This is a genomic window from Cupriavidus pauculus (assembly GCF_008801835.1).
Lineage (GTDB): Bacteria > Pseudomonadota > Gammaproteobacteria > Burkholderiales > Burkholderiaceae > Cupriavidus > Cupriavidus pauculus.
In genome coordinates, this window is the sequence record NZ_VZOW01000024.1 from 57,400 (window position 1) to 79,728 (window position 22,329).

The 22,329-nt window shown below is 65.5% G+C and carries 21 protein-coding genes; 9 read left to right on the forward strand and 12 right to left on the reverse strand.

The window, feature by feature from the left end; genetic code table 11:
* The first annotated feature begins 100 nt into the window (after window positions 1–100).
* Window positions 101–1,078, forward strand: a complete 978-nt coding sequence (locus tag F7R19_RS21190) for a Dyp-type peroxidase (protein WP_061955807.1) — start codon at window positions 101–103, stop codon at window positions 1,076–1,078.
* Window positions 1,079–1,100: 22 nt separating this feature from the next.
* Here F7R19_RS21190 and F7R19_RS21195 read toward each other — a convergent pair whose 3' ends face one another.
* Window positions 1,101–1,916 (reverse strand): MetQ/NlpA family ABC transporter substrate-binding protein, encoded by an 816-nt coding sequence (locus F7R19_RS21195; protein WP_150981894.1) that lies wholly within the window; start codon window positions 1,914–1,916, stop codon window positions 1,101–1,103.
* Window positions 1,917–2,236: 320 nt separating this feature from the next.
* On the opposite strand from F7R19_RS21195, the gene F7R19_RS21200 reads away from it, so the two are divergent.
* From F7R19_RS21200 to F7R19_RS21210, 3 genes are read left to right on the forward strand one after another with little or no spacing between them, the layout of a single operon-like run.
* A complete protein-coding gene (locus F7R19_RS21200; RefSeq protein ID WP_061955803.1) occupies window positions 2,237–2,647 on the forward strand; it encodes a cupin domain-containing protein in 411 nt (136 codons plus the stop codon).
* A gap of 53 nt (window positions 2,648–2,700) precedes the next feature.
* Window positions 2,701–3,681, forward strand: a complete 981-nt coding sequence (locus tag F7R19_RS21205; RefSeq protein WP_150981895.1) for a Bug family tripartite tricarboxylate transporter substrate binding protein — start codon at window positions 2,701–2,703, stop codon at window positions 3,679–3,681.
* Window positions 3,682–3,738: 57 nt separating this feature from the next.
* Window positions 3,739–4,911: an acyl-CoA dehydrogenase family protein gene (locus F7R19_RS21210; RefSeq protein ID WP_061955798.1), complete on the forward strand. Its 1,173-nt coding sequence runs from the start codon at window positions 3,739–3,741 to the stop codon at window positions 4,909–4,911.
* 371 nt (window positions 4,912–5,282) lie between these two features.
* Here F7R19_RS21210 and F7R19_RS21215 read toward each other — a convergent pair whose 3' ends face one another.
* Window positions 5,283–5,465: a glycine zipper 2TM domain-containing protein gene (locus F7R19_RS21215; protein WP_061955796.1), complete on the reverse strand. Its 183-nt coding sequence runs from the start codon at window positions 5,463–5,465 to the stop codon at window positions 5,283–5,285.
* Window positions 5,466–5,882: 417 nt separating this feature from the next.
* Here F7R19_RS21215 and F7R19_RS21220 point away from each other — a divergent pair, with 417 nt between their 5' ends.
* Window positions 5,883–7,949: a putative bifunctional diguanylate cyclase/phosphodiesterase gene (locus F7R19_RS21220; RefSeq protein ID WP_150981896.1), complete on the forward strand. Its 2,067-nt coding sequence runs from the start codon at window positions 5,883–5,885 to the stop codon at window positions 7,947–7,949.
* 33 nt (window positions 7,950–7,982) lie between these two features.
* Here the strand turns inward: F7R19_RS21220 and F7R19_RS21225 are convergent, their stop codons facing one another.
* Window positions 7,983–8,237 carry a copper resistance protein CopQ gene (locus F7R19_RS21225; protein WP_150981897.1) on the reverse strand — a complete coding sequence of 85 codons (255 nt, stop codon included), beginning with the start codon at window positions 8,235–8,237 and terminating at the stop codon, window positions 7,983–7,985.
* A gap of 340 nt (window positions 8,238–8,577) precedes the next feature.
* Between F7R19_RS21225 and F7R19_RS21230 the strand changes: the two genes are divergently transcribed.
* Window positions 8,578–8,904, forward strand: coding sequence for an H-NS family nucleoid-associated regulatory protein (locus F7R19_RS21230; RefSeq protein ID WP_150981898.1), 327 nt, complete (start codon window positions 8,578–8,580; stop codon window positions 8,902–8,904).
* Window positions 8,905–8,934: 30 nt separating this feature from the next.
* On the opposite strand, the gene F7R19_RS21235 is transcribed toward F7R19_RS21230, so the two are convergent.
* The 5 genes from F7R19_RS21235 to F7R19_RS21255 all read right to left on the reverse strand — a co-directional run bounded on the left by F7R19_RS21235 (window position 8,935) and on the right by F7R19_RS21255 (window position 13,209).
* Complete coding sequence (locus tag F7R19_RS21235; protein ID WP_223506100.1) at window positions 8,935–9,327, reverse strand: copper-binding protein; 393 nt, start codon at window positions 9,325–9,327, stop codon at window positions 8,935–8,937.
* 9 nt (window positions 9,328–9,336) lie between these two features.
* Window positions 9,337–10,644, reverse strand: coding sequence for a multicopper oxidase family protein (locus F7R19_RS21240; protein ID WP_150981899.1), 1,308 nt, complete (start codon window positions 10,642–10,644; stop codon window positions 9,337–9,339).
* 1 nt (window position 10,645) lies between these two features.
* The gene (locus tag F7R19_RS21245; protein WP_150981900.1) at window positions 10,646–12,115 is read right to left on the reverse strand and encodes a TolC family protein; all 1,470 of its coding nucleotides are present in this window, start codon (window positions 12,113–12,115) and stop codon (window positions 10,646–10,648) included.
* Between the two features lie 13 nt (window positions 12,116–12,128).
* Window positions 12,129–12,500 (reverse strand): hypothetical protein, encoded by a 372-nt coding sequence (locus tag F7R19_RS21250; protein WP_150981901.1) that lies wholly within the window; start codon window positions 12,498–12,500, stop codon window positions 12,129–12,131.
* Between the two features lie 220 nt (window positions 12,501–12,720).
* Complete coding sequence (locus F7R19_RS21255; protein WP_150981902.1) at window positions 12,721–13,209, reverse strand: hypothetical protein; 489 nt, start codon at window positions 13,207–13,209, stop codon at window positions 12,721–12,723.
* Window positions 13,210–13,431: 222 nt separating this feature from the next.
* Between F7R19_RS21255 and F7R19_RS21260 the strand changes: the two genes are divergently transcribed.
* The 3 genes from F7R19_RS21260 to F7R19_RS21270 are packed head-to-tail and all read left to right on the forward strand — an operon-like array spanning window position 13,432 to window position 16,028.
* A complete protein-coding gene (locus F7R19_RS21260; RefSeq protein ID WP_061955780.1) occupies window positions 13,432–14,109 on the forward strand; it encodes a heavy metal response regulator transcription factor in 678 nt (225 codons plus the stop codon).
* Window positions 14,110–14,115: 6 nt separating this feature from the next.
* On the forward strand, window positions 14,116–15,570 hold the full coding sequence (locus tag F7R19_RS21265; RefSeq protein WP_223506102.1) for a heavy metal sensor histidine kinase: 1,455 nt from the start codon (window positions 14,116–14,118) through the stop codon (window positions 15,568–15,570).
* A 50-nt stretch (window positions 15,571–15,620) separates the two neighbouring features.
* On the forward strand, window positions 15,621–16,028 hold the full coding sequence (locus tag F7R19_RS21270; protein ID WP_150981903.1) for a VOC family protein: 408 nt from the start codon (window positions 15,621–15,623) through the stop codon (window positions 16,026–16,028).
* Window positions 16,029–16,085: 57 nt separating this feature from the next.
* Here the strand turns inward: F7R19_RS21270 and F7R19_RS21275 are convergent, their stop codons facing one another.
* From F7R19_RS21275 to czcI, 4 genes are all read right to left on the reverse strand, one after another.
* Complete coding sequence (locus F7R19_RS21275; protein WP_150981904.1) at window positions 16,086–19,256, reverse strand: CusA/CzcA family heavy metal efflux RND transporter; 3,171 nt, start codon at window positions 19,254–19,256, stop codon at window positions 16,086–16,088.
* Window positions 19,257–19,268: 12 nt separating this feature from the next.
* Entirely contained in the window at window positions 19,269–20,486 is a 1,218-nt protein-coding gene (locus F7R19_RS21280) for an efflux RND transporter periplasmic adaptor subunit (protein ID WP_150981905.1), read from the reverse strand.
* A 24-nt stretch (window positions 20,487–20,510) separates the two neighbouring features.
* Complete coding sequence (locus F7R19_RS21285; protein WP_150981906.1) at window positions 20,511–21,797, reverse strand: TolC family protein; 1,287 nt, start codon at window positions 21,795–21,797, stop codon at window positions 20,511–20,513.
* Between the two features lie 127 nt (window positions 21,798–21,924).
* Window positions 21,925–22,320, reverse strand: coding sequence for a cation efflux protein, CzcI family (gene czcI / locus F7R19_RS21290; RefSeq protein WP_150981907.1), 396 nt, complete (start codon window positions 22,318–22,320; stop codon window positions 21,925–21,927).
* Window positions 22,321–22,329: the final 9 nt, after the last annotated feature.

Genomic DNA, 22,329 nt, shown 5'->3' on the forward strand with positions numbered 1-22,329 from the left:
TTTGGGAAAGGACGGCATTCTACCGATACGGCGTACCGTTGCTGGCGGCGCGCAAGCCGCCTACTATTTGGGCGCAACGAAAAGTCCCCGGAGAATAACCATGACAAAGCCCGATCTTGCCGCCACTGAACCGGTGGAACCCCAGGCGGTATGCAGTCCCGTCACCCGCAGCGCCATTTTCATCGTGGCCACGATCCAGCCCGGCGATGCCGCCGCAGACGCAGTGCGAAGCTGGTGCGCCGACATCGCGGGGCTGGTGCGTTCGGTGGGGCAGCGCTTTCCCGGGGCAAGCCTGTCGTGCGTATGTGGATTTGGCGCACAGGCCTGGGACAGGCTGTTCGGCGCGCCGCGCCCGGCAGCGCTGCACGTCTTCCGCGAATTCGGCGCTGGCGAGCGCATGGCGGTGGGGACGCCCGGCGACATCCTGCTCCATATCCGCGCCGAACAGATGGACCTGTGCTTCGAGCTGGCGATGCAATTGACCAGCCGTCTGGGCAACGCCGTGTCCGTGGTCGACGAAGTGCACGGCTTTCGCTACTTCGACCTGCGCAGCATGGTGGGCTTTGTCGACGGCACGGAAAACCCGACCGGCCGTCACGCCGTGCATGCCACCATCGTCGGCGATGAAGACCCCGCGTTTGCCGGCGGCAGTTACGTCATCACGCAGAAATACCTGCACGACATGGATGGCTGGAACGCGCTGCCGGTGGAAATGCAGGAGCGCATCATCGGCCGCAAGAAGCTGTCGGATATCGAACTCGACGACGACATCAAGCCCACCTCCGCGCACAGTGCGTTGACCACCATCGTCAAGGACGGCGAGGAAGTGAAGATCCTGCGCCACAACATGCCGTTCGGCCGCCCGGGCATGGGCGAATTCGGCACGTTCTTTATTGGCTACGCGCGTTCGCCGGAGCCCATCGAGCAGATGCTGGAGAACATGTTCGTCGGCCGGCCGCCCGGCAACTACGACCGCCTGCTCGACTACAGCACCGCTGTCACCGGATGCCTGTTCTTCGCGCCGCCCGCCGAGATGCTCGAAGAACTGGCCGAGCGGCGGCCACAGCCGGCTCCCTAAGCCGGTTGCGCACTGGACAGCATCAGCGCTGATAGGCGGGCGGATTGAACCCGGCAAAGCGCTGTTGCGTCACCGACTTGAAGGCGGCCGAGCGGTAGGCGTCGCGAATCTCCGCCACGAAAGGCTTGTTCAGGTCCGCCGTTTTCACGGCTACCAGATTCATGTAGTAGTCGGGGATCGTTTCCAGCGCCAGTGCCGACGTAAGCTTGAGCCCGGACGCCAGTGCGAAATTGCCGTTGACGAAGGCATAGTCGACATCGTCAAGCGAGCGCGGCAACTGCGCGGCTTCGAGCTGCACGAGCTTCAGCCGGTGCGGGTTGCCGTCGATATCGCGCTCGGATGCGCGCACAGCATCGGTGCCTGGCTTGAGCGTGACCCAGCCAATCTGCTGCAGGATGGCGATGGCGCGGGCGAGGTTGGTCGGATCGTTGGGCAGCGATACCGTCGCGCCGGCTTTTACTTCGCCGAGCGTCTTGTGCTTGCGGCTATAGATGCCGATCGGCGCAGTCGGCACCTGCACCACTTCGGAAAGTTGCAGCTTGCGGTCCTCCGAGAATTTCTTCAGGTACACCGCGTGTTGGAAGGCGTTGGCGTCGATCGCGCCGTCGGCCAGCGCCAGGTTTGGCTGCACATAGTCGCTGAACTCGACGATCGTCACCTTGTAGCCGCGCGCTTCCAGAATGGGCTTGATGCCATAGCGAATCTGGTCCGCATAGGGACCCGCGGTCGCGCCGAAGCGGATCTCCTTCTTGTCCGGATCCGCGGCGCTTGCCGCCTGCGTGACGCTGCATGCCAGCCATAGCGCCACAAGCATCCGAATGCCTTTGCCCATTTGCATCGATTCCTCCCGTTCCTTTTGTGTTCGATTGCGCCTCAAAGATGCGCGCTTGTGACGCGCGCCAGGCCGGCCCATTGTAGGGACGGCAACGATGCGAACGAAGCTGCAAATTGTCATGCGCATATGCGGCGCGGGTATATGCGCGGCGCCGCCGGCGGGATCCGGTGAGCCCGCCGCAGAGTCCGTTCGTTGTGAAAGCGCGCCGACCCCGTAGCAACCCCTAGTTGACGTATATTTTCATGAGCATAAAATCCGTTTCACAGACATGAAAACAGATGCCGGCCGCCCGGTCAGGCATCGACGTTGGAGACAGCCCACTCATGACCGCATCGCCAGCCGCCGCGCAGCCGGCTTCTTCCTACTTCGTGCGCACTGAAGAGGTGGCCGGATATCACCCGGCCAATCACGTCGGCACATTGAACCGCCGCATCATCGGCCGCGAAAACGTTGGCGCGACCCAGCTCGAAGTCATCCACGGCACCATCGAGCGCGGCAAGGGCGCGCTGCCGCATGCGCATCCCGGCATCGAACAGGTCTGCTATGTGCTGGAAGGGCGCGCGCGCGCCGAGGTCAACGGGCAGGCGCAGGAGTTGGGGCCCGGCGATTGCTGTTTCTTTCCGGCCGACGCCATGCATGTGTTCACGGTGATCAGCGATGAACCGGTCAAGCTGCTGGTGATCTACGCCCCGCCGTACGAGGAATCGCCGGACCGCGTGATTCGTCCGGACTGACCGTTGCGCCGAGGCTGTCCGCAGCCGCCATAACAATACCGAGGAGACCATTCATGCCGAATTTCCGCGTGCGGCGCACGCTCGTCGCCGCCATGCTGGCGTTGCCCATGGCCTTGCCGCTGGCCGCCCAGGCGGCCGACAACTATCCCAGCCGGCCGATACGGCTGGTGGTGCCGTTCGCGGCGGGCAGCGGCACCGATGCGGTTGCGCGCATTACCGCGAAGGAACTGGGCGATGCGCTGGGCCAGAACGTCGTGGTAGACAACCGTCCCGGCGCCAACGGGGCGATTGCCGCGGAATTGGTGGCGCAGGCCGCGCCGGACGGCTACACGCTGTTCATGACGACCAACACCACGCACTCGGCCAATCCATCGTTGATGAAGAAGCTGCCCTATGACCCGATCAAGGATTTCACGCCGGTGGCGCGCATGGGCAACCTGCCGTTCATGCTGGTCATCAATCCCAAGCTGCCGGTGAAAACCGTTGGCGAACTGATCGCCTATGCCAGGGCGCATCCGGGCATGTCCTATGCCAGCGGCAACAGCACCGGCATCGTGTCCGGCGCCACGCTGGGCCGGATGGCCAAGATCGATCTGCTGCACGTGCCCTACAAGAGCACGCCGCCGGCCATGACCGACGTGATTGCGGGCCAGGTGCCGATGATGTTCGTCGACGTGGCCGCCGGCGCGGCCAACGTCAAGGCCGGCAAGATGCGCGCGCTGGCCGTGACCACCGCGCAGCGCAGCCGCCTGCTGCCCGATCTGCCGCCGATTGCCGACACGCCCGAGCTCAAGGGATTCGACATCACGTCTTGGAACGGCGTATTCGCACCGGCCCGCACGCCGCAGCCGATTGTCGAGCGGCTCAATCGGGAACTGTCGAAGATCGCGTCAAGCAAGGAAGTCGCGCCGAAATTCGAAGCGCTGGGCTTCGAGGCGTTCGGGCAAACGCCGCAGCAGTTTGCGGGCTTTGTCGGCAGCGAACTGGTCAAGTGGAACAAGCTGGTCAAGGACGCTGGCATCCAGCCAGAGTGACCAGCGGAAAAAACGCGGCGAAGAATATTCGGCGGAAAAAACCAAAGGAATCGTCAGATGAATTTTGAAAGGACGCCCGAGCAGAACGCGATCGTGGACGCCGTCACGCAGCTTTGCGCCGATTTCGGGCCCGAATACTGGTCCGAACTCGATGGCGCGCACCGCTTTCCCGAAGCGTTCCATCAGGCGATGGCCGGCGCGGGATGGCTGGGCATCGCCATGCCGGAACGATTCGGCGGTGCCGGCCTGGGCATCACCGAAGCGGCGCTGATCATGCAGACCGTGTCGGCATCGGGGGCGGGCTTCTCGGGCGCGTCGGCCATCCACATGAACGTATTCGGGCTGAATCCGGTGGTGGTGTTCGGCACGGAGGCCCAGCAGCAGGCCGCGCTGCCGCCGTTGATCGAAGGGCGGGACAAGGCGTGCTTCGCGGTGACCGAGCCCGATGCGGGACTCGATACCACGCATCTGAAGACCCAGGCGGTGCGCACCGCCGACGGTAGTGCGTACCGTGTGGACGGACGCAAGATCTGGATTTCCACGGCGCAGGTGGCCACGCGCATGCTGCTGCTGGCGCGTACCACGCCGCTGGACGCGGTGGCCAAACCGACGCAGGGCCTGAGCCTGTTCTACACGGCGCTGGACCGCAACCACATCGAGGTGCGCGAAATCGACAAGATGGGACGCGGCGCCGTCGATTCGAACATGCTGTTTATCGACGGGCTGATGGTCCCCGCGGCGGATCGCATCGGCGAAGAGGGCAGGGGGTTCGAATACATCCTGCATGGGCTCAATCCCGAGCGCATCCTGATAGCCGCCGAAGCCGTCGGCTTGGGGCGGGCCGCATTGAACGCCGCCACGCGTTACGCGCGCGAGCGCACGGTGTTTGGCCGCCCGATCGGCCAGAACCAGGGCATCCAGCATCCGCTTGCGCAGGCATGGATGGCGCTGGAAGCCGCCGACATGATGGTCTGGAAGGCCGCATGGCTGTACGACAATGGCAAGCCCTGTGGCGCGGAGGCCAATGCGGCCAAGTATCTGGCCGCCGAAGCCGCGCATCAGGCGTGCCAGACCGCAGTGCTGACGCTGGGCGGCATGGGGTATGCGCGCGAGTATCACGTTGAACGCTATCTGCGCGAATCGTACATTCCACGTATCGCCCCCGTCAGCGCTCAGCTGATCATGTGCCACATCGCCGAGCGCGTGCTGGGCCTGCCGAAGTCGTATTGAACGCGGGCTGCGGTATCGGCCGCGCCGCGCGCGGACTCCAAAACAAACACCCCGGCCGCTTCCACGACCGGGGTGTTTTCGTACTACGTTCGGGGCGCGCCCCATGGAGGTTTCCCGCTGCCGCGCCATGACGATCCGTAAGATCTTTCGTCGTTGGATGCCGTGATGCCTTTCAACAATGAACGTCCGCTCATCGCTGAAGGGCACAACAGCCGACGCTCATGGCGCGGCGCGCGGCGGCATGTCCTTCCCATCTAGAGTCCATGCCGCGCAAATCTGAACGACCCTGCCCGCCGTTCAGACCGCGGAAATCGTAAATCCTGTTTGTCGATGACTCTGCCGATTGCGCCAGAGCCCGTTAAGTCCCGCGTTTATTTGCCGAGTTCGTGGCCGATCACGCCGCCCACCACGGCACCGCCAACTGTACCGGCGGTGCTGCCGCCGGTGGCTTCATGTCCAACTACACCGCCGGCCACCGCGCCTGTTGCGGTGCAGCCCGACAACGCCCACCAGCATGCGCTGATTGCCAGTGCTCCTGCGACTCGTTTCCACATGGTTTTTTCTCCTGCTGCGCGGCGCCGGTGGTTGTTTCGTTTGTCCGAGGCCGCGCGTTCATCACGACTCAAGGATAGGTGCGCGCGCATCGTCAGCCTTTCGGGCGCACGCTGATTGCGATGTAGGAATTTGTCGGACGATCGCGGGCGTCCCGTGGTTGCATGTCAAGGGGACATTGCCGCGCCGCACTCCCATGCGGGTTGGCGCGCGGGCACGACCGTGCGCTGGGCGTGAGCGGGCCAGCGAGGGGAAATCCGCGGGTGCGGCATTTACGCGGCTGATGCAAAATCCCGCTTCAGTCCGGTTTGCAAATACCGATAACCGATGCAGAGGGCGGGAATTGCACGTTTACACGTTCCGTCATCCTGTGCCGCCAGAATCGCGGGCCAGCAAAGCCACTGCCCCGTCACGCCCCAATGATGTCCCCCAGTTACGACGCGCCTCTCGTCTTGTTTTCCGTGCTTGTCGCCATCCTCGCGTCCTACACCGCGCTGGACATGGCCGGGCGTATTGCCACTGCCGCGCGCGGCCGCTACGCGCGCATGTGGCTGGCTGGCGGCTCGATTGCCATGGGGTTTGGCATCTGGTCGATGCACTTCGTCGGCATGCTCGCCTTCCGCCTGCCGATCCCGCTGGGCTACGACCCGGCGATCACCGGGCTTTCGCTGCTGATCGCGGTGCTGGCGTCGGCCTTCGCACTGCGGCTCGTCAGCCGGGATCATCTGCCGCCCGGGCGCCTGGCGCTGGGCGCGTTGGCGCTGGGGGCGGCGGTGGCCAGCATGCACTACACCGGCATGGCGGCAATGCGCATGCGCCCCGGCATCGACTACGACCCGCTGCTGTTCGTAGTGTCCATTGTCGTTGCCGTGGGCGCCTCGGGCGCGGCGCTGTGGATCGCGTTCCGGCTGCGTCGCAGCATGCCGCGCGTCCATCAGTTGCGATTTGGCGCGGCGGTGGTGATGGGCGGCGCAATCGCGGCGATGCACTACACGGGCATGGCGGCGGCGCAGTTTCCGCTCGGCAGCGTGTGCGGCGCGGCCACGGACGGCATGGACCCCCACGCGCTGGCCGTGCCGATCCTGGTGATCACGGTTTGCGTACTGGCCGTGGCGCTGATCACGTCGGTGCTCGACATGCGGCTGGAAATGCGCACGGCCGTGCTGGCCGATGCGTTGGGCGAGGCCAACAAGGAACTGGAGTTCCTGGCGCTGCACGACAAGCTGACCCACCTGCCGAACCGCGTGCTGCTGGAAGACCGCTTCGCGCAGGCCATCCAGGCGGCATCGCGCCAGCATGGCGTCTTTGCCGTGCTATTTGTCGATCTCGATGGTTTCAAGGGGGTCAATGACACCTACGGACATCAGGTTGGCGACGGCCTGCTGGTGCAGATCGCTAACCGTTTGCGCGCTGCCGTGCGCTCCGAGGACACGATCTCGCGCGTGGGCGGCGACGAGTTCGTGGTGCTGGTTGGCGTGGACGAGCCAGCCGACGCCGGCATGGTGGCCGGCACGCTGATCGAGACGCTGCGCGAAACGGTATATGTCGAGGGTCATGCATTGCACGTATCGGGCACCATCGGCATCGCGCTGTATCCCGCCGATGGCCAGGATCAGGATGCGTTGATGACCAACGCCGACGCGGCGATGTATCACGCCAAGGCGTCGGGCCGCAACGCGTACTGCTATTTCGAAAGCTCGATGAATCACCAGGCGCGCGCGCAGCAGACACTGATCCAGGATCTGCGCGGCGCCGTGCGCAACGGGCAATTGCAGTTGCACTATCAGCCGAAATTCTCCGCATCGGACAACCGGCTGGTCGGCGCGGAGGCTTTGCTGCGCTGGAATCACCCGGTGCAGGGCCTGTTGATGCCGGACCAGTTCATTACGCTGGCGGAAAAGACCGGCACGATCGTCCCGATCGGCGGCTGGGTGCTGGATGAAGCGTGCCGGCAACTGGCGGTGTGGCATGCGACCGGCCATACGGACTGGTCGATGGCGGTCAACCTGTCGGCATTGCAGTTCTGCCACGCCGGCATGGTCGAATCGGTCGCGCGGGCGCTGGCGCAGCACGGTGTGCCGGCGGCCTGCCTGACACTCGAGATTACCGAGACGACGGCGATGCGCGATGTCGAGGCCACACTGGAAATCATGACGCGGCTCGATGCGATGGGCGTACGCATCGCCATCGACGACTTCGGCACGGGTTATTCGAGCCTGCTGCATCTGAAGCGCATTCCCGCCAGCGAGTTGAAAATCGACCGAGGCTTCGTGCGCGATCTTGCGGAGGATACGGAAGATGCGGCGATCGTGTCGGCCATCGTCGCGCTGGGACGCACGCTGAAGCTGCAGGTGGTGGCCGAAGGCGTGGAAACCGCTGCGCAGCAATCATTCCTGGCAGGGTTGGGATGCGATGCGCTGCAGGGCTATCTGCTGGGCAAGCCGATGCCCGCAGCGCAATTCGCCAGCATGGCGGCGGCGCGCTGAGTCGGCGCCGCCGTTGCTGAAGGCACGTAACGATCAGGCGCCGTCGCTGAAAGTGTCGCGCTTGCCGGTGGCGGAGAACGCACCGTCGGTGTACGGATCCCGCTTGGAGCGCACGTCGTGGGCGCCTTCGCTGTAGACATCGCGCTTGCGATCGACGTAGCCGTCGTGGCCCGTGGCGCGCGCGCCGTCGGTGAACGGATCGGCGCTGCGCGGTGCGGCGTTGGCCAATCCGGCGGTGCCCGCCAGCGTTGCGGCGAGGGCGGAATAGAGCAGGGCTTTCTTGAACATGAAGGACTCCTTTAAGGTTCGAGGATAGAGGCAGCGGGTGGTGAGTACCGGTCGTCTCGCGACCTTGCAAGCAGTCTATTTGCGGGGTGCCAACGCAAAGATGACCCGATAATGACATTGCTGTCATACGCTGCGCGGCATCTGCGCACGCGCGGGAGCCGCCCGCCGACAGCGGTGCAAATAGGCCGGGTGAACAATGTGTTCCGCCGATTCTGGCGATGTCAGGCCCAACACCCTGTAGAATCCGTGTCTGGCCCGCTGGTTTCGCCCGCGCGGGCAAATCCCCGAATCCCTGATCCCCAGCCCGCCGCCCACGTGGCGCGGGCGCGCACGATAAGTCATGTCCGAGTCTGATGCAGCCAAACAAGCCGCGGTGGCGTGGATCCGCGAGCAGATGGACCACTACGGCCTGACGTTCGACGATCTCGTCGACGCAGGCTGTTTTGTGGAAAGCGAGGACGGCCCCGACAGCGACGCCGCTGCCCCGGCCGCCACGCCCGGTGGTGCGGTTGCTGCCAATGCCAGTGCCCCCGAAAGCGCCGCCAAGCCGCGTACGCTCTATCGCAATGCGATGGGGCAGACCTGGGATGGGACCGGCGAATATCCCGACTGGCTGCAACGCGCGGTCAACGCTGGCCAGTCGATCGATTTCTATCGCGTGGACTGAGCCTGCGCCAATATCGCGCTGGTTGGCCGATTATTTCTCGACGGTCAACGATGTGATCGTCAGCAGCCCGTCGAGCCGCTCGGCGGTGAAGCGCACCTTGTCTCCGGTCTGCACCTGCGCAAGCATGCCCGGGTCCTTCACGCGGAACACCATCGTCATGGCGGCCATGTTCAGATTCTCGATCGGACCATGGCGAACCGTCAGCTTGCCCGCCGCGGCATCCACCTTGCGGATTTCACCTTCCACTTGCGGTAACGGCATGCCGGACTGATCCGGCAGCGCGCCGGAGATTGCGCCAGGCGCCGCGCCCGCGGCAATGTTTGCGGTGTCAGCGGTGGCAAGTTGCGGCATCCAGGCCAGCGAGGCCATCAGCATCAGCGTCGTGAGCGTGTATTTCATCGTGTGTTCCTTGTTAGGGGTCATGTCGGTGCTTCAACGGCGCGGCGGCCGCGTCGCGGGTTCGGTGTGTTCGAAGGCCACGGTGCCGGCCGGATGCCGATACCAGCCCGGATCGCGATAATCGTTGGGCGCCAGTCCGGCGCGCACCCTGAGCGTGGTGAACATGCCGCCCATCTCGATCGGGCCGAACGGACCCTGGCCGCTCATCATCGGCAGCGTGTTGTCGGGCAACGGCATTTCCATCGCACCCATGTCGGCCATGCCCGCTTCGCCCATCGGCATATAGTCCGGCACAAGCGCGTTCATGCGGCTGGCCAGATCCTTCTGTTTCACACCGATCATGGTCGGCAGGTTGTGGCCCATGGCGTTCATCGTGTGGTGCGACTTGTGGCAATGAAAGGCCCAGTCGCCGGGGTTGTCCGCCACGAATTCGATCGCGCGCATCTGCCCTACCGCGACATCGGTGGTGACCTCGGGCCAGCGCGCCGACTGCGGCACCCAGCCGCCATCGGTGCCGGTCACCTCGAAGCGGTGACCGTGCAGATGGATCGGATGATTGGTCATCGTCAGATTGCCCATGCGGATGCGCACGCGGTCGCCCAGCCGTACAGGCAATACGTCGATACCCGGAAACACCCGGCTATTCCATGTCCACATGTTGAAATCGGTCATTTCAGCCACACGCGGCGTGTAAGAGCCCGGATCGATGTCGAAGGCGGCGATCAGGAACACAAAGTCCCGATCCACGCGCATGGCTGCCGGGTTGCGCGGGTGCACCACGATAAATCCCATCATGCCCATGGCCATCTGCACCATTTCATCGGAATGCGGGTGGTACATGAACGTGCCGGCGTGCCGCATTTCGAACTCGTAGACGAACGTCTTGCCCGGCGGAATATGCGGCTGCGACAGCCCGCCAACGCCATCCATGCCGGCCGGCAGGATCACGCCGTGCCAATGCACCGTGGTGTGTTCCGGCAGTTTGTTGGTGACGAAGATGCGCACGCGGTCGCCTTCCACGCACTCGATGGTTGGGCCGGGGCTTTGCCCGTTATATCCCCACAGATGCGCGGTCATGCCGGGCGCCAGTTCCCGTTCGACGGGCTCTGCCACCAGGTGGAATTCCTTCCAGCCATTGCGCATGCGCCACGGCAGCGTCCAGCCATTGAGCGTGACCACCGGTTGATACGGGCGCCCGCTGGCGGGCATCAACGGCGCCTGTGTGGCGGCGCTGCTCTGCAACGGCGCCTCGGGCAAGGCCGCGGCGCCGGCGCGCGATACCATCGCGGCGCCCAGCATGGCCGCAGCCGACTGACCCAGAAAATTGCGGCGGGAAACCATGTCATTGTCCTTGTGTGTTGGGCGTGGAAGGCTGCGGGCGCGCGGCGCTGCCCGCATCGTTTCCAGCATTCGCGGCATTCGCGGCATTCGCAGCATTTGCGGCGTTCACGGGTTGCCCCGGCAGATTGCCGCCCAGCGCGCTGCGCAGGTCAGATTCGGCCAGCCAGAAATCGCGCTGTGCATCGAGATAGCCGTTGACGGCGTTCACCTGCTCGCGGGCGTCGGTCAGCAGTTCGAACACGCTGACCAGCATGCCGTTGTAGCGCAGCAGGTTTTCATCGCCGATACGCTTGCGCAGCGGCACCACTTCGTCGCGGTAATGGCGGGCGATGTCGTAGCGCGCCTGATAGCCCGCGTAGGTTTCGCGCACGACCGAGCGTGCGTTGATGGCCTGTTCGGCCAGTCGCGCCGCCGCCTGCATGTAGACCGCCTCGGCGCGGGCCACGCGCGCGCCGCCCCAGTCGAACAACGGCACTTCGATATCGATGCCGTAGCCGGTTTCGCGCGGTTTGCCGGTTTCGGAGTTGTGCACGTAGCTGACGTCGAGCACGCTGATGAAGCGCGTGGCGCGCGTCAGACCTAGCGAGCGCGACAGGCTGTCCAGCTGTAGGCGGCCGGCCTGCAGATCGAGCCGGTTGGAGATCGCATAGCCCTCCAGGTCGCGCGCGCCGGGACGCGCGGGCGGCAGGTCGAGCAGCCGTTCCGGCAAGCGATAGGCAATGTCCGCGCCCCACAGGCCCAGTTCGCGCGTCAACTGCTCGCGCGTGGACAGCGCACGTTCGCGGGCGCGCGCCAGTTGTGCGGCGGCGTCGGCATAGAACGCCTGCTCGCGGGCGTGATCGAGCGCGCTGACATTGCCGGCGCGCGCCAGATCGCGTGCAAACAGGGCGCCCGTTTCGGCGGCGCGCCGGACCTGCTCCGCATAGCGCGCGGCCTGCTCGGCGGCGACTGCCTGCACCCAGGCGCGGCGCGCGGATTCCGCCTTGCGCAGCGTCGCATCGGCCACCGCCAGGCGCGTCTGTGCAAGGCGACCGGCCTCGATACGCGCGGCAAACGGCAGCGCCAGCAGGTTCATGAAGCCGATGGTGACGGCGCGGTCGATCTTGAGGTCGTCGCCCGCGGATTTGCGCGTGAAGGAAAAGCCGGGATTAGGCAGGCGCGTCGCTTGTACGTAATCGGCCTCGGCAATGCCAAGGTCGGCGTACTGCGCTTGCAGCGCGGGGCTGTTCAGCAATGCAATCTGCACTGCGCGATCGGCGTCGAGCGGCTGCGCCAGTAATTCGCGCACGCGCACGCGCACCGCGGCGCGGTCCGCATCGCTGCGAATCCAGGCGGCATCCTTGCCCAGCCGCTCGCGCGTGGCATCCGCCACGGGGCCAAATCCGCCCTCGGGCGAAAACCCCGCGCATCCGGCCAGCAATAGAACGCTGACCAGCGGGCCGCCAACGCGCTTCAGGAAAGCCAACATCATGGTGGGTCTCCTTTCAGTGAGCGGAATGATCGTGATCGCCTTGCGGCGCTGGCGCGGACGGTAGCCGCGCGGACGCGGAGGAAGCCGGCTGCGGCGCGGCGTTGCGCGGCATGCGATGTCCGGCATGCGCATCGCCGTGGCTGTTCGCCCCCTGGACGGGGGCGACGGCGGCGTTGGACTGCCGCCACGGCGTAACGGTGGGCGACTGGTACGGCAGGTATCCAGACATGGGTGCGACATCCGCCATGGCGGGAACCACGGCGGCGGGATCGGAAGGATCGGGCAGGTTGGGCGGCGTTGAGGCAGGCGACGATGCCTGGGCCACGGCCAGGGCCGGGACCAGCATCAGCAGCCATGCCGCCGCCATAGGGCGCGCGAAGGGCATGACAATCTCGTGAATCTGGACGTCCGCGTGCGACGCACGGTCACGGCGCGGTTTAACACGTGTGGAGAGACGCCAGAACACTGCGCGGATCCGGATGGCTCCGGGCCGACCTAGGTCGACCTAAGCCGATCCATACCGACGTGAGCCAATCGGGGCGGACCTGTGCGGATTCAGGCGAGTGCTGGCGAGGGACGAGCGTGCGATGGACGCACCTCGGGTGTCAGCAGTGGCGGGCAGGCGGCCGTTCGGCCGGGAGGGGAAGCTGGCTGGCGAAGCTGGCCGCGGTGCTCAGCGGCAGGGCGTGGCGACGATGCTGCAAGGCCACGAGGGGGAGTTCAGGCAGCAGCATGGCGCTGGCGGCGCAAGCGGCGCAGGCACTGCACGCGCCAGCCGCATGATGCCGGTGATGATCCTTGGAATGGTCCGGCGTGTCGGCCGCGGGATGTGCGTCGTGCCAGACCGGCATGTCGTCGTGGCCGTGCGCCATGTCGTCGTGGCCGTGCGCCATGGCGTCGTGGCATTGCGCGGCGGCGTCCATCATGCCGATCTCGGCTTCCGCTTCCGCCTTGATGGCCGCATGCCGTTCCGGCATCGACAGGCCGACGGCCTGCGCTGCGCTGCAAACCATCATGACTGCCGCGGCAGCGCCCTGCACGGGCAGCGCAAACATGGCAAGACACAACAGGAAGCTGGAAAACAGACGTTTCATCGAGGCAGCGTGGGCGCGGGGCACGGCAGCCTGGGCTGCGCCGTGACAAGTAAAATGCAGCGCGCATTGTACTGTGTTTGATTGCGTAAAGCCCGCGTTGCAAGATGACATTCACGCAATGTTCGCCCAAATCGGTCAAACCTCGGATAGTGTCTGAGTTCTGCAATAAACCGGAAGACAGGGGCGGCTGCGTCGAAGGCATCGTCCCAAGAGTGAATCACCATGCGCATCCTGATTGTCGAAGACGAACCGAAGGCGGGCGACTATTTGCTGAAGGGGCTGACCGAGTCCGGCTTTGTGGCGGACCTGGCGCGCGACGGCGTGGACGGCCTCGCGCATGCGCGCGAGCAGCACTACGACCTGATCGTGCTCGATGTCATGCTGCCCGGCATCGACGGCTGGCAAGTGCTGCGCGAGCTGCGACGCGACAAGGACACCCCGGTGCTGTGCCTGACCGCGCGCGATGAGCTTTCAGACCGGCTCAAGGGGCTGGAACTGGGCGCCGACGACTACATGGTAAAGCCGTTCGCCTTCGCGGAACTGGTGGCGCGCATCCGCACGATCCTGCGCCGTGGGCCGCTGCGCGAGAGCGAATTCATGGAAGTGGCGGATCTGCAGATCGATACGATCCGCCGTCGCGTGACGCGCGCCGGCCAAAAGATCGACCTGACGTCGAAGGAATTCGCGCTGCTGCAGCTCCTGGCGCGCCGTCGCGGCGAAGTGCTGTCTCGTTCGCTGATCGCCTCGCAGGTCTGGGACATGAATTTCGACAGCAATACCAACGTCGTGGACGTGTCGATCCGGCGGTTGCGCGCCAAGGTCGACGACCCGTTTCCGCACAAGCTGATCCACACGCGTCGCGGCATGGGATATGTGCTCGACGAATCGGGCGAGGCGTAAGCGCGCATGAAGCGGCTGCTGCGCTTGCGGCGCGCCATCGATGGATGGATGCCGTCGTCGCTGACCACGCGCCTGGCGCTGGCCTATGGCCTGACCACGGCGGCGATCCTGGTGGGGGTGGCCACGTATCTGTCCAGCGCGCTGGGCAGCCAGCTGCAGTCTCGCGACGAGACCGAACTGGTTGGCGAAGTCCTGCTGGTGCGGCATCTGCTGCGCGAAGTCGCTGACGAAACAGAAATCCGCACCGACACGCATCGTTTTGCCGATATCGCGATGGGCCACGAGGGCCTGATTCTCGTGGTGCGCACGCGCGAAGGCGAACCGTTGATCGCGCTGAATCCGCATAACGAGCCGATTCCGCCGCTGCGGGTGCTGCCCGCCAACACCGCGCCCGATAAATCTCTGCTGCAGACCTGGCATCCGCGCAATGGCGTGCCGTCGCGCGGCATGGCGGCGTTGGGGCAGGTGGGCGAATCGGGACGCACCGTGGAGATCATCGTGCTCAGCGACGCCGGCTACCGCGCGGCGTTGATGCGTGAATATCGCGGCGAACTGCTGGGCGCGGTGTTATGCGGTGCGATCGTCGCCGCGGCGCTGGGCTACCTGCTGGCGCGGCGTGGCTTGCGCATGCTGCGCCGCATGGCCAGCGACGCCGCAGCCGTGACCACCAGCCGACTGGCCACGCGGCTCGACGTGGGCGGCGCGCCAGAGGAGCTGCGTGAACTGGCGGGCGCCCTGAATGCGATGCTGGCACGCCTGCAGGACAGCTTCACGCGGTTGTCGCAATTTTCCGCTGACCTCGCTCACGACTTTCGCACGCCCATCAGCAACCTCGTGGGACAGACCCAAGTGACGCTGGCCCAGCGCCGCACCCCTGCCGAATATGAAGCGTTGCTCGAATCGAACCTTGAGGAATACGAGCGGCTCGCGCGCATGATCGAGAACATGCTGTTCCTGGCGCGCGCCGACAATGCGCAGGTGGCGCTTGGTGCGCGCCCGCTCGATGCGCGCGCCGAACTGGACAAGGTGGCCGAGTATTTCGAGGCGGTGGCGGCCGATCGCGAGCTGACGATGAGCGTGTCTGGCGCGGCGCCAGTGGTGGCCGACCAGACCTTGCTGCGGCGCGCCATCATCAATCTGCTCGACAATGCGCTGCGCCACGCGCCGGCCGGGAGCACGGTGCGGATGGCCGTGACGCGCAGGTCGGCGCGCAACACCGTGATCAGCGTGATCAACGACGGCCCGGCGATTGCCGCCGAGACGCTCCCGCACCTGTTTGGCCGCTTCTATCGCGCCGATCCCTCGCGCCGCAATTCGGCAACCTCCACCGGGCTTGGTCTGGCCATCGTCGACACCATCATGCGTCTGCATGGCGGCAGCGTGGCGGTGCACAGCGTGGAAGGCGAGACCGCATTCGAGCTCGACTTTCCTGACAATTCCGGTACCGCCACGGGCGCATAATGTCGCGGCGCGAATCAGCGCGTTTGCGGCAAACCGAACAGGAGATCGACATGCAGGTGCAACCGTATCTTGATTTTGGCGGACGATTCGACGAAGCCGTGGCGTTCTACGGCAAGGTGATGGGCGCCAAGGTGACCTTCCTGATGCGCTACAAGGAAGCGCCTCCGGGCGGCGAGCCGGTTTCGCCCGCCTGGGCGGACAAGGTAATGCACGCCAACATCCAGATTGGCGATTCGCAAATCATGGCCTCCGACGGACGCGAAGGTCACACGCCGGCATTTTCGGGTTTCATGATGTCCGTGGGATATGTGCCGAATGCGGAAGGCGAGCGCATCTTCAACGCGCTGGCCGAGGGCGGCCAGGTCGTAATGCCGTATGGCAAGACGTTCTGGGCCGAGGGCTTCGGCATGGTGGTCGACAAGTTCAAGATGACATGGATGGTGAATTGCGAGCATTGAGCCGTTAATCGGCGATGCGTGGCCCGCTGCCGGCGCGTGCGGCAGCGGGCAGGCCATTCAGGCAGTTGCGGCACCGCGCCGATGCGCCCAGCGATACAGCACCGGCAGCACCAGCAGCGTCAGCGCCGTCGACGACAGAATTCCGCCGATCACCACCGTCGCCAGCGGCCGCTGCACTTCGGCGCCCGTGCCCGTGGCGATCGCCATCGGCACGAATCCCAGCGACGCCACCAGTGCCGTCATCAATACCGGACGCAGACGTGTCAGCGCACCCTGGAATACCGCGTGGTCGAGCGCTTGACCTTCATCACGCAGGCCGCGTATGAACGACAGCATCACCAGCCCGTTCAGCACCGCGACGCCGGATAGCGCGATGAATCCCACGGCGGCCGAGATCGATAACGGGATGCCGCGCAGCCACAGCGCCAACACCCCGCCGGTCAGCGCAAACGGGATACCGGTAAAGACCAGCAAGCCATCGCGTACGTTGCCGAACATGGCGAACAGCAGAACGAACACCATGAGCAAGGCCACCGGCACCACAATGGCCAGGCGTTGCGTAGCCGACTGCAGCTGCTCGAAGGTGCCGCCCCACGCGATCCAGTATCCGCTTGGGATCGCGACGCGCGCCTCGATCGCGGCCATCGCCTCGGGAACGAACGTGCCCACATCGCGCCCGCGCACGTTGGCGCTGATGACGATGCGGCGCTTGCCGTTCTCGCGCGAGATCTGGTTGGGTCCCGGCGCGATATTCAGCGTGGCGATTTCACCGAGCGGAATGTAGCTCGTGGCGCCGGACGATCCACCGCCCGCTGCGGTCCTCTCGACGCCGGCGGAGGTGGGCGGCAGCGGAATGGGCAGCCGGTGCAGCGCGTCCACATCGGCGCGAACATCTTCCGGCAGGCGCACGCCGATGTTGAAGCGGCGATCGCCCTGGTAGAACACACCGGCATCACGGCCGCCAATCGCGATGGCCACGGTGTCCTGCACATCGACCATGTTGAGCCCATAGCGCGCGGCGCGCGACCGATCCACTTCGACCGTCAGCAACGGCAGCCCGGTGGTCTGTTCCACCTTGACCTCCGCGGCGCCCGGCACCGATTGCAGCGCCTGGGCGATCTTCTGCGCAGTGGCGTCGAGCACTGCGTTGTCGTCGCCGAACAGCTTGACCGCGACATCGCTGCGCACGCCGGAAATCAGCTCGTTGAAGCGCAGCTGAATCGGCTGCGAAAACTCGTAGCGGTTGCCGGGAATAGTATCGAGTTCGGCCTGCATCGCGTCGCGCAGCGATTCGCGCGTGCGCGACGGATCGGGCCATTGCTCCCGCAGCTTCAGCATGATGTAGGCGTCGGACGCGTTCGGCGGCATCGGGTCCGATGCGATTTCCGCAGTGCCGGTCCGCGCGAAGACGCGTTCGATTTCGGCGAATTTTTCCTTCAGCCGCACTTCGATCTGCTGCTGCATGGCCACCGATTGCGTCAGGCTGGTGCCGGGGATGCGCAACGCCTGCACCGAGAAATCGCCCTCGTTCAGGTTGGGAATAAACTCGCTGCCCAGCCGCGTGGCCAGCAGACCGCTGAGCAGAATCGCCACGGCCGCCGCGGTGAACACCACCGGCGTGTTGTCCAGCGCGCGGCGCAGCAGCGGCGCATAGGCGCGGCGCGCCCAGCCCATCACGCGGTTTTCCTTTTCGTCGACGCGATTGCCGATGAACAACGCCACAGCCGCGGGAACGAAGGTGATCGACAGCAGCAGCGCTCCGATCAAGGCCACCACGACGGTCATGGCCATCGGGTGGAACATTTTTCCTTCGACGCCTGTCAGCGCGAAAATCGGCACATAGACCACCATGATGATCAACTGGCCAAAAATCAGCGGACGCCTGGCTTCGCGCGCGGCCGCAAACACTTCGGCCAGCCGTTCCTCGCGCGTCAGCGGGCGGCCCAACGATTCGCGCGCATGGGCCAGCCGGCGTACGCAGTTTTCCACGATGACCACCGCGCCATCTACGATGATGCCGAAATCGAGCGCACCCAGGCTCATCAGGTTGGCGCTGATGCGGTAGGTGACCATGCCCGAGAATGTGAACAGCATCGACAACGGGATCACCATCGCCGTAATCAGCGCAGCGCGCAGATTTCCCAGAAACAGGAACAACACCACGATCACCAGCACCGCGCCTTCCAGCAGGTTTTTCTTGACCGTGGCAATCGCCTTGTCGACAAGATCGGTCCGGTCATAGACGGTCACCGCCTTGACCCCCTGCGGCAGCGACTTGTTGATTGCCGCCATGCGCGTATCGACCGCGCGCGATACGGTGCGGCTGTTCTCGCCAACCAGCATGAACACGGTGCCCAGCACCACTTCGCGGCCGTTGTCGGTGGCCGCGCCGGTGCGTAGTTCGCGGCCCAGGCTTACCTCGGCAAGATCGCGGATGCGGATCGGCTGCCCTTGCGCGGTGCCGACGATTACGTTGCGGATATCGTCCATCGACGCTACCTGGCCCGGCGCGCGCACCAGGTACTGCTCGCCGCGCCGCTCGATATAGCCCGCGCCAACATTGCTGTTGTTGCGTTCGAGCGCCTGCACCACGTTCTGCAGCGACAGCCCGTACGACGCCATCTTCTCCATGCTGGGCGCGATCAGGTATTCCTTGGCGAAGCCGCCAATCGAGTTGATCTCGGTAACGCCCGGCACGGTGCGCAGCTGCGGCTTGATGATCCAGTCCTGGATCTCGCGCAGGTCGGTGGCCGTGTAGGGCGAACCATCGGGCTTGCGCGCATCCGGTTCGGTCTCGACGGTCCACAGATAGATCTCGCCAAGCCCGGTCGAGATCGGGCCCATCTGCGGCGATACGCCGGCGGGCAAATGCCGGCCGGCCTCCTGCATGCGCTGATTGACCAACTGGCGCGCGAAATAGATGTCCGTGCCGTCCTTGAAGATCACGGTGATCTGCGACAGCCCATAACGCGACAGCGAGCGTGTCTGTTCCAGTCCGGGCAGGCCTGACATCGCGGTTTCGAGCGGATAGGTAACGCGCTGTTCGGCTTCGAGCGGCGAATAGCCTGGCGCCGCGGTGTTGATCTGCACCTGCACATTGGTGATGTCCGGCACCGCGTCGATCGGCAGGCGGCTGTAGTTGTACAGGCCCAGCGCGGCCATCGCGAGCATCGCCAGCATGACCAGCCAGCGTTGCGCGATCGAGAATTGAAGAATGCGTTCGAACATGGTGGGCTCCGATCAGTGCGCGTGTTCGGCGCTGGCCTTGCCTTGTTCGGCCTTCAGCACGAAGCTGTTGCCGGTCACGTAGCGTGCGCCTGGCGCCAGCCCATCGACGATCTCGACACGCTTGCCGTCGCTGCGTCCGGTCTTGACGCTGCGCGCCGCGAAGCCGCCGGGCACTTCGACGAAGACCTGCTGGCGCTCGCCGTCGCTCTGCAAGGCTTCGCTGTCGATCACGACCGCGGCATCGGTTTCGCCCGTTGCCACGCTGACCGTGACGAACAAGCCCGGGCGCCACGCCATGTCCGGGTTGGCCAGCGTGACGCGCGCCGTGGCGGTGCGCGTCTGCTGGCCCAGCAGCGCGCCCACGTACGAGATGCGTCCGTCGGCGCTGCCGTCGAAGGCGGCCGACGACACGCGCACCGCTTCGCCAAGCCTCACATGCCCGAGATCCTTTGGCGCGATCACGAATTCGGCCCAGACGGTATTCAGATCGGAGATGGTGAAGACCGCGGTTTCTGCGGCCACCGCCTCGCCGAGCGCCAGGTGCTTTTCCACGACGATGCCATCGAACGGGGCGCGCAATTCGAACCGGTTGATCGCACGCGACGTCTCCGTGGCGCCAATCGCGGTCAACTTCTGGCGCGCGTTCTGCGTCGCGATCTCTGCTTCCTGCAGCGCTGTGCGCGCCACCAGGAAATCCTGCTCGGCCGATACCTTGTCTTCCCACAGCTTCTTTTCGCGCGCGTAGGTGGTGCGCGCCAGATCGAGCCGGCGCTGCGCGGCCATCAGTTCGCTGCGTTGGTCCGATAGCTGGGTGCTGGCAAACACCGCCAGCAGATCGCCTTTCCTGACGCGCTGGCCCAGATTGGCCGCCACCGATTCGGCCACGCCGGCCACGCGGGGCACTACGTGCGCGGTGCGGTCTTCGTTGAACTTGATTTCACCGGGGAATTCCACGGTGCTGCGGATCTTCCCCGGCGCGGCGACGGCCATTTCCAGACGCGCGTTGCGGATCTGCTCCGGGGTCAGCGCGATCAGGCCCGCGGGTTCGTTATCGGCGTGGCTGGCCTGCGCGCCCGAGGCCGCAGGCTGCGCGGATTTCGCGTTCGCCTCGCGCGGTCCGTGGTCGGTATGTTCATCGCCGCGTCCGGTAAGCAGCAGTGCCAATGCGGCAATAAGTCCGGCAAGCACGATGGTGGCAATCGCCACGCCTTGTTTGCGAGTCAATGTCATGACGGTATTCCTTGCGGTGCCGCATCAGCGGCCAAGAATGCGATCGATCGTGGTGGCTGCCTGCCAACTGCTGGCAATCACGCCGAGATAGCGAATGCGGGCCTGAAACAGCGTGCGCTGCGCATCGAGGACTTCGAGATAGTTGAACTTGCCGGCCTCGAAGCCTTGCGTCGCCGCTTGCAGCGCGCGCTGCGCGGCGGGCAGCACCGTGTCGCGCAAGGTTTGCGCCGAGGCGCGCGACAGGGCGAGCTGGCTGGACGCCTGCTGGAGATCGTGTTCGAGCCGTAAGCGCATCGCGCGCAATTCATCGGCGGCCTTGTCGGCCTGCCGGATCGCCGTGTAGACATTGCCCTGGTTGCGATCGAACAGCGGCAATGGAATTGCCACGCCCAAGACCGGAAAGGTGCCGCGCTCGGGCGCGCCGTTGTCGCGCTTGGCGCCTACGCTGAGCGTGACGTCCGGATACTGCCGGCTGCGCTGCACGTTGATGTCGGCTTGACGGCGGTCCAGTTCACGTTCGCTGGTGAGCAGCAGCGGCGCGGCGTCTAGCGAGTGGCGCAGCACGGCGGCGTCGGGGCGCGCCGGCAACGCATCGAGCTTGCCGTCAGCCGCGCTGAAGCGCGGCGATGGATTGCCCCATTGCGTCGTGAGCGACTGGCGCGCGGCAACCAGTGCCGCATCGGCTTCTGCCTGCTCCAGGCCGGCATTCGCCAGCTCCACCTGCGCCTTGGTTTCCTCGACCGGCGAAATCTTGCCGGCCGCCACGCGGCGCGCGGCTGCCTGCGCGCCGCGAGTGGCGATATCGACCGACCCGGCGGCCAGCCGGACACGCTCCTGCGCAATCAGCACATTGAAGAAAGCCGCAATCACCGCGGCACGCAGGTCCGCCTGCGCGGCGCTGAGCTGGGCCTGCGCCACTTCGCGCGCGCGCTGGGAGGCGTCGATCCGCGCGGCGCGCTTGCCGCCCAGTTCGAGTGGGAGGTTCATTTGCGCGGTGGTGGCGCGCGTGGTCTGACGCGTGTCTTCCATCTGCACAGAGACTTCGGGATTGCGAATCACGCGCGCCTGTGCGATTCCGCCCTCGCTGGCATCGAGTTCCATCTGCGCGGCCGACAGCGTGGGGTTTTGCGCAGCCGCCAGTGCCAGCGCGGCGTCGAGCGTGATGAGCCCGGCCGGCTCGGCCTGCGGCGCAGCCGCGGCGCGAGAGATGGTCGCCAGCGATGGCGGGGCATCCTGGGCGTGGGCGGACGGACAGGCAATCGGGCTGAGCCATGCGGCCGCCAGCCCCAGCGGCAAGAGAAAGCTTCTCATCGAAATTCACCAGTTGATGCAGGAGAAAATCGGCGAGACAACAGCGCATCGAGCCCACGCGACGCGGCGATACCGTCAAGCGGTATTCGCTATCGATGAGCTGGGGACACGAACCGGATCTCGCCGGCTAGGCGAGACGGGGCCACTGAGGGCGGTCGGGAACCGGCGCCGGGATGGAGCCGAACGCGTGAGGATGCGCCTGGTAGCGCAGGGTGGTGAAGCGATAGTCCGCGGGCATCCGCACTTCGGCAAACACGCCGTGCGATCCGGGGAAATGACAGGCGGCGCAATCGGCGTCGGGCAGCTTCAGGGTCTTGCCGCCAGCGGCGTGATCGTCGCCGTGATGGACGTGGGAATGGTGCCCGAAGTGCCATGTGCGGACTGTGGCCTGCGCGACAGCGACGCCAGCGACTTCGTGTGCGGCTGCGGGCGCGACTTCGTGTGCGCAATACGCCGCGGCTCCCGCCCAGGCGAACTGGAGCGGCAGCAGGAATGCTAGGAAAACGAGCAGCAGGCGGCGCATGGGCAGCGA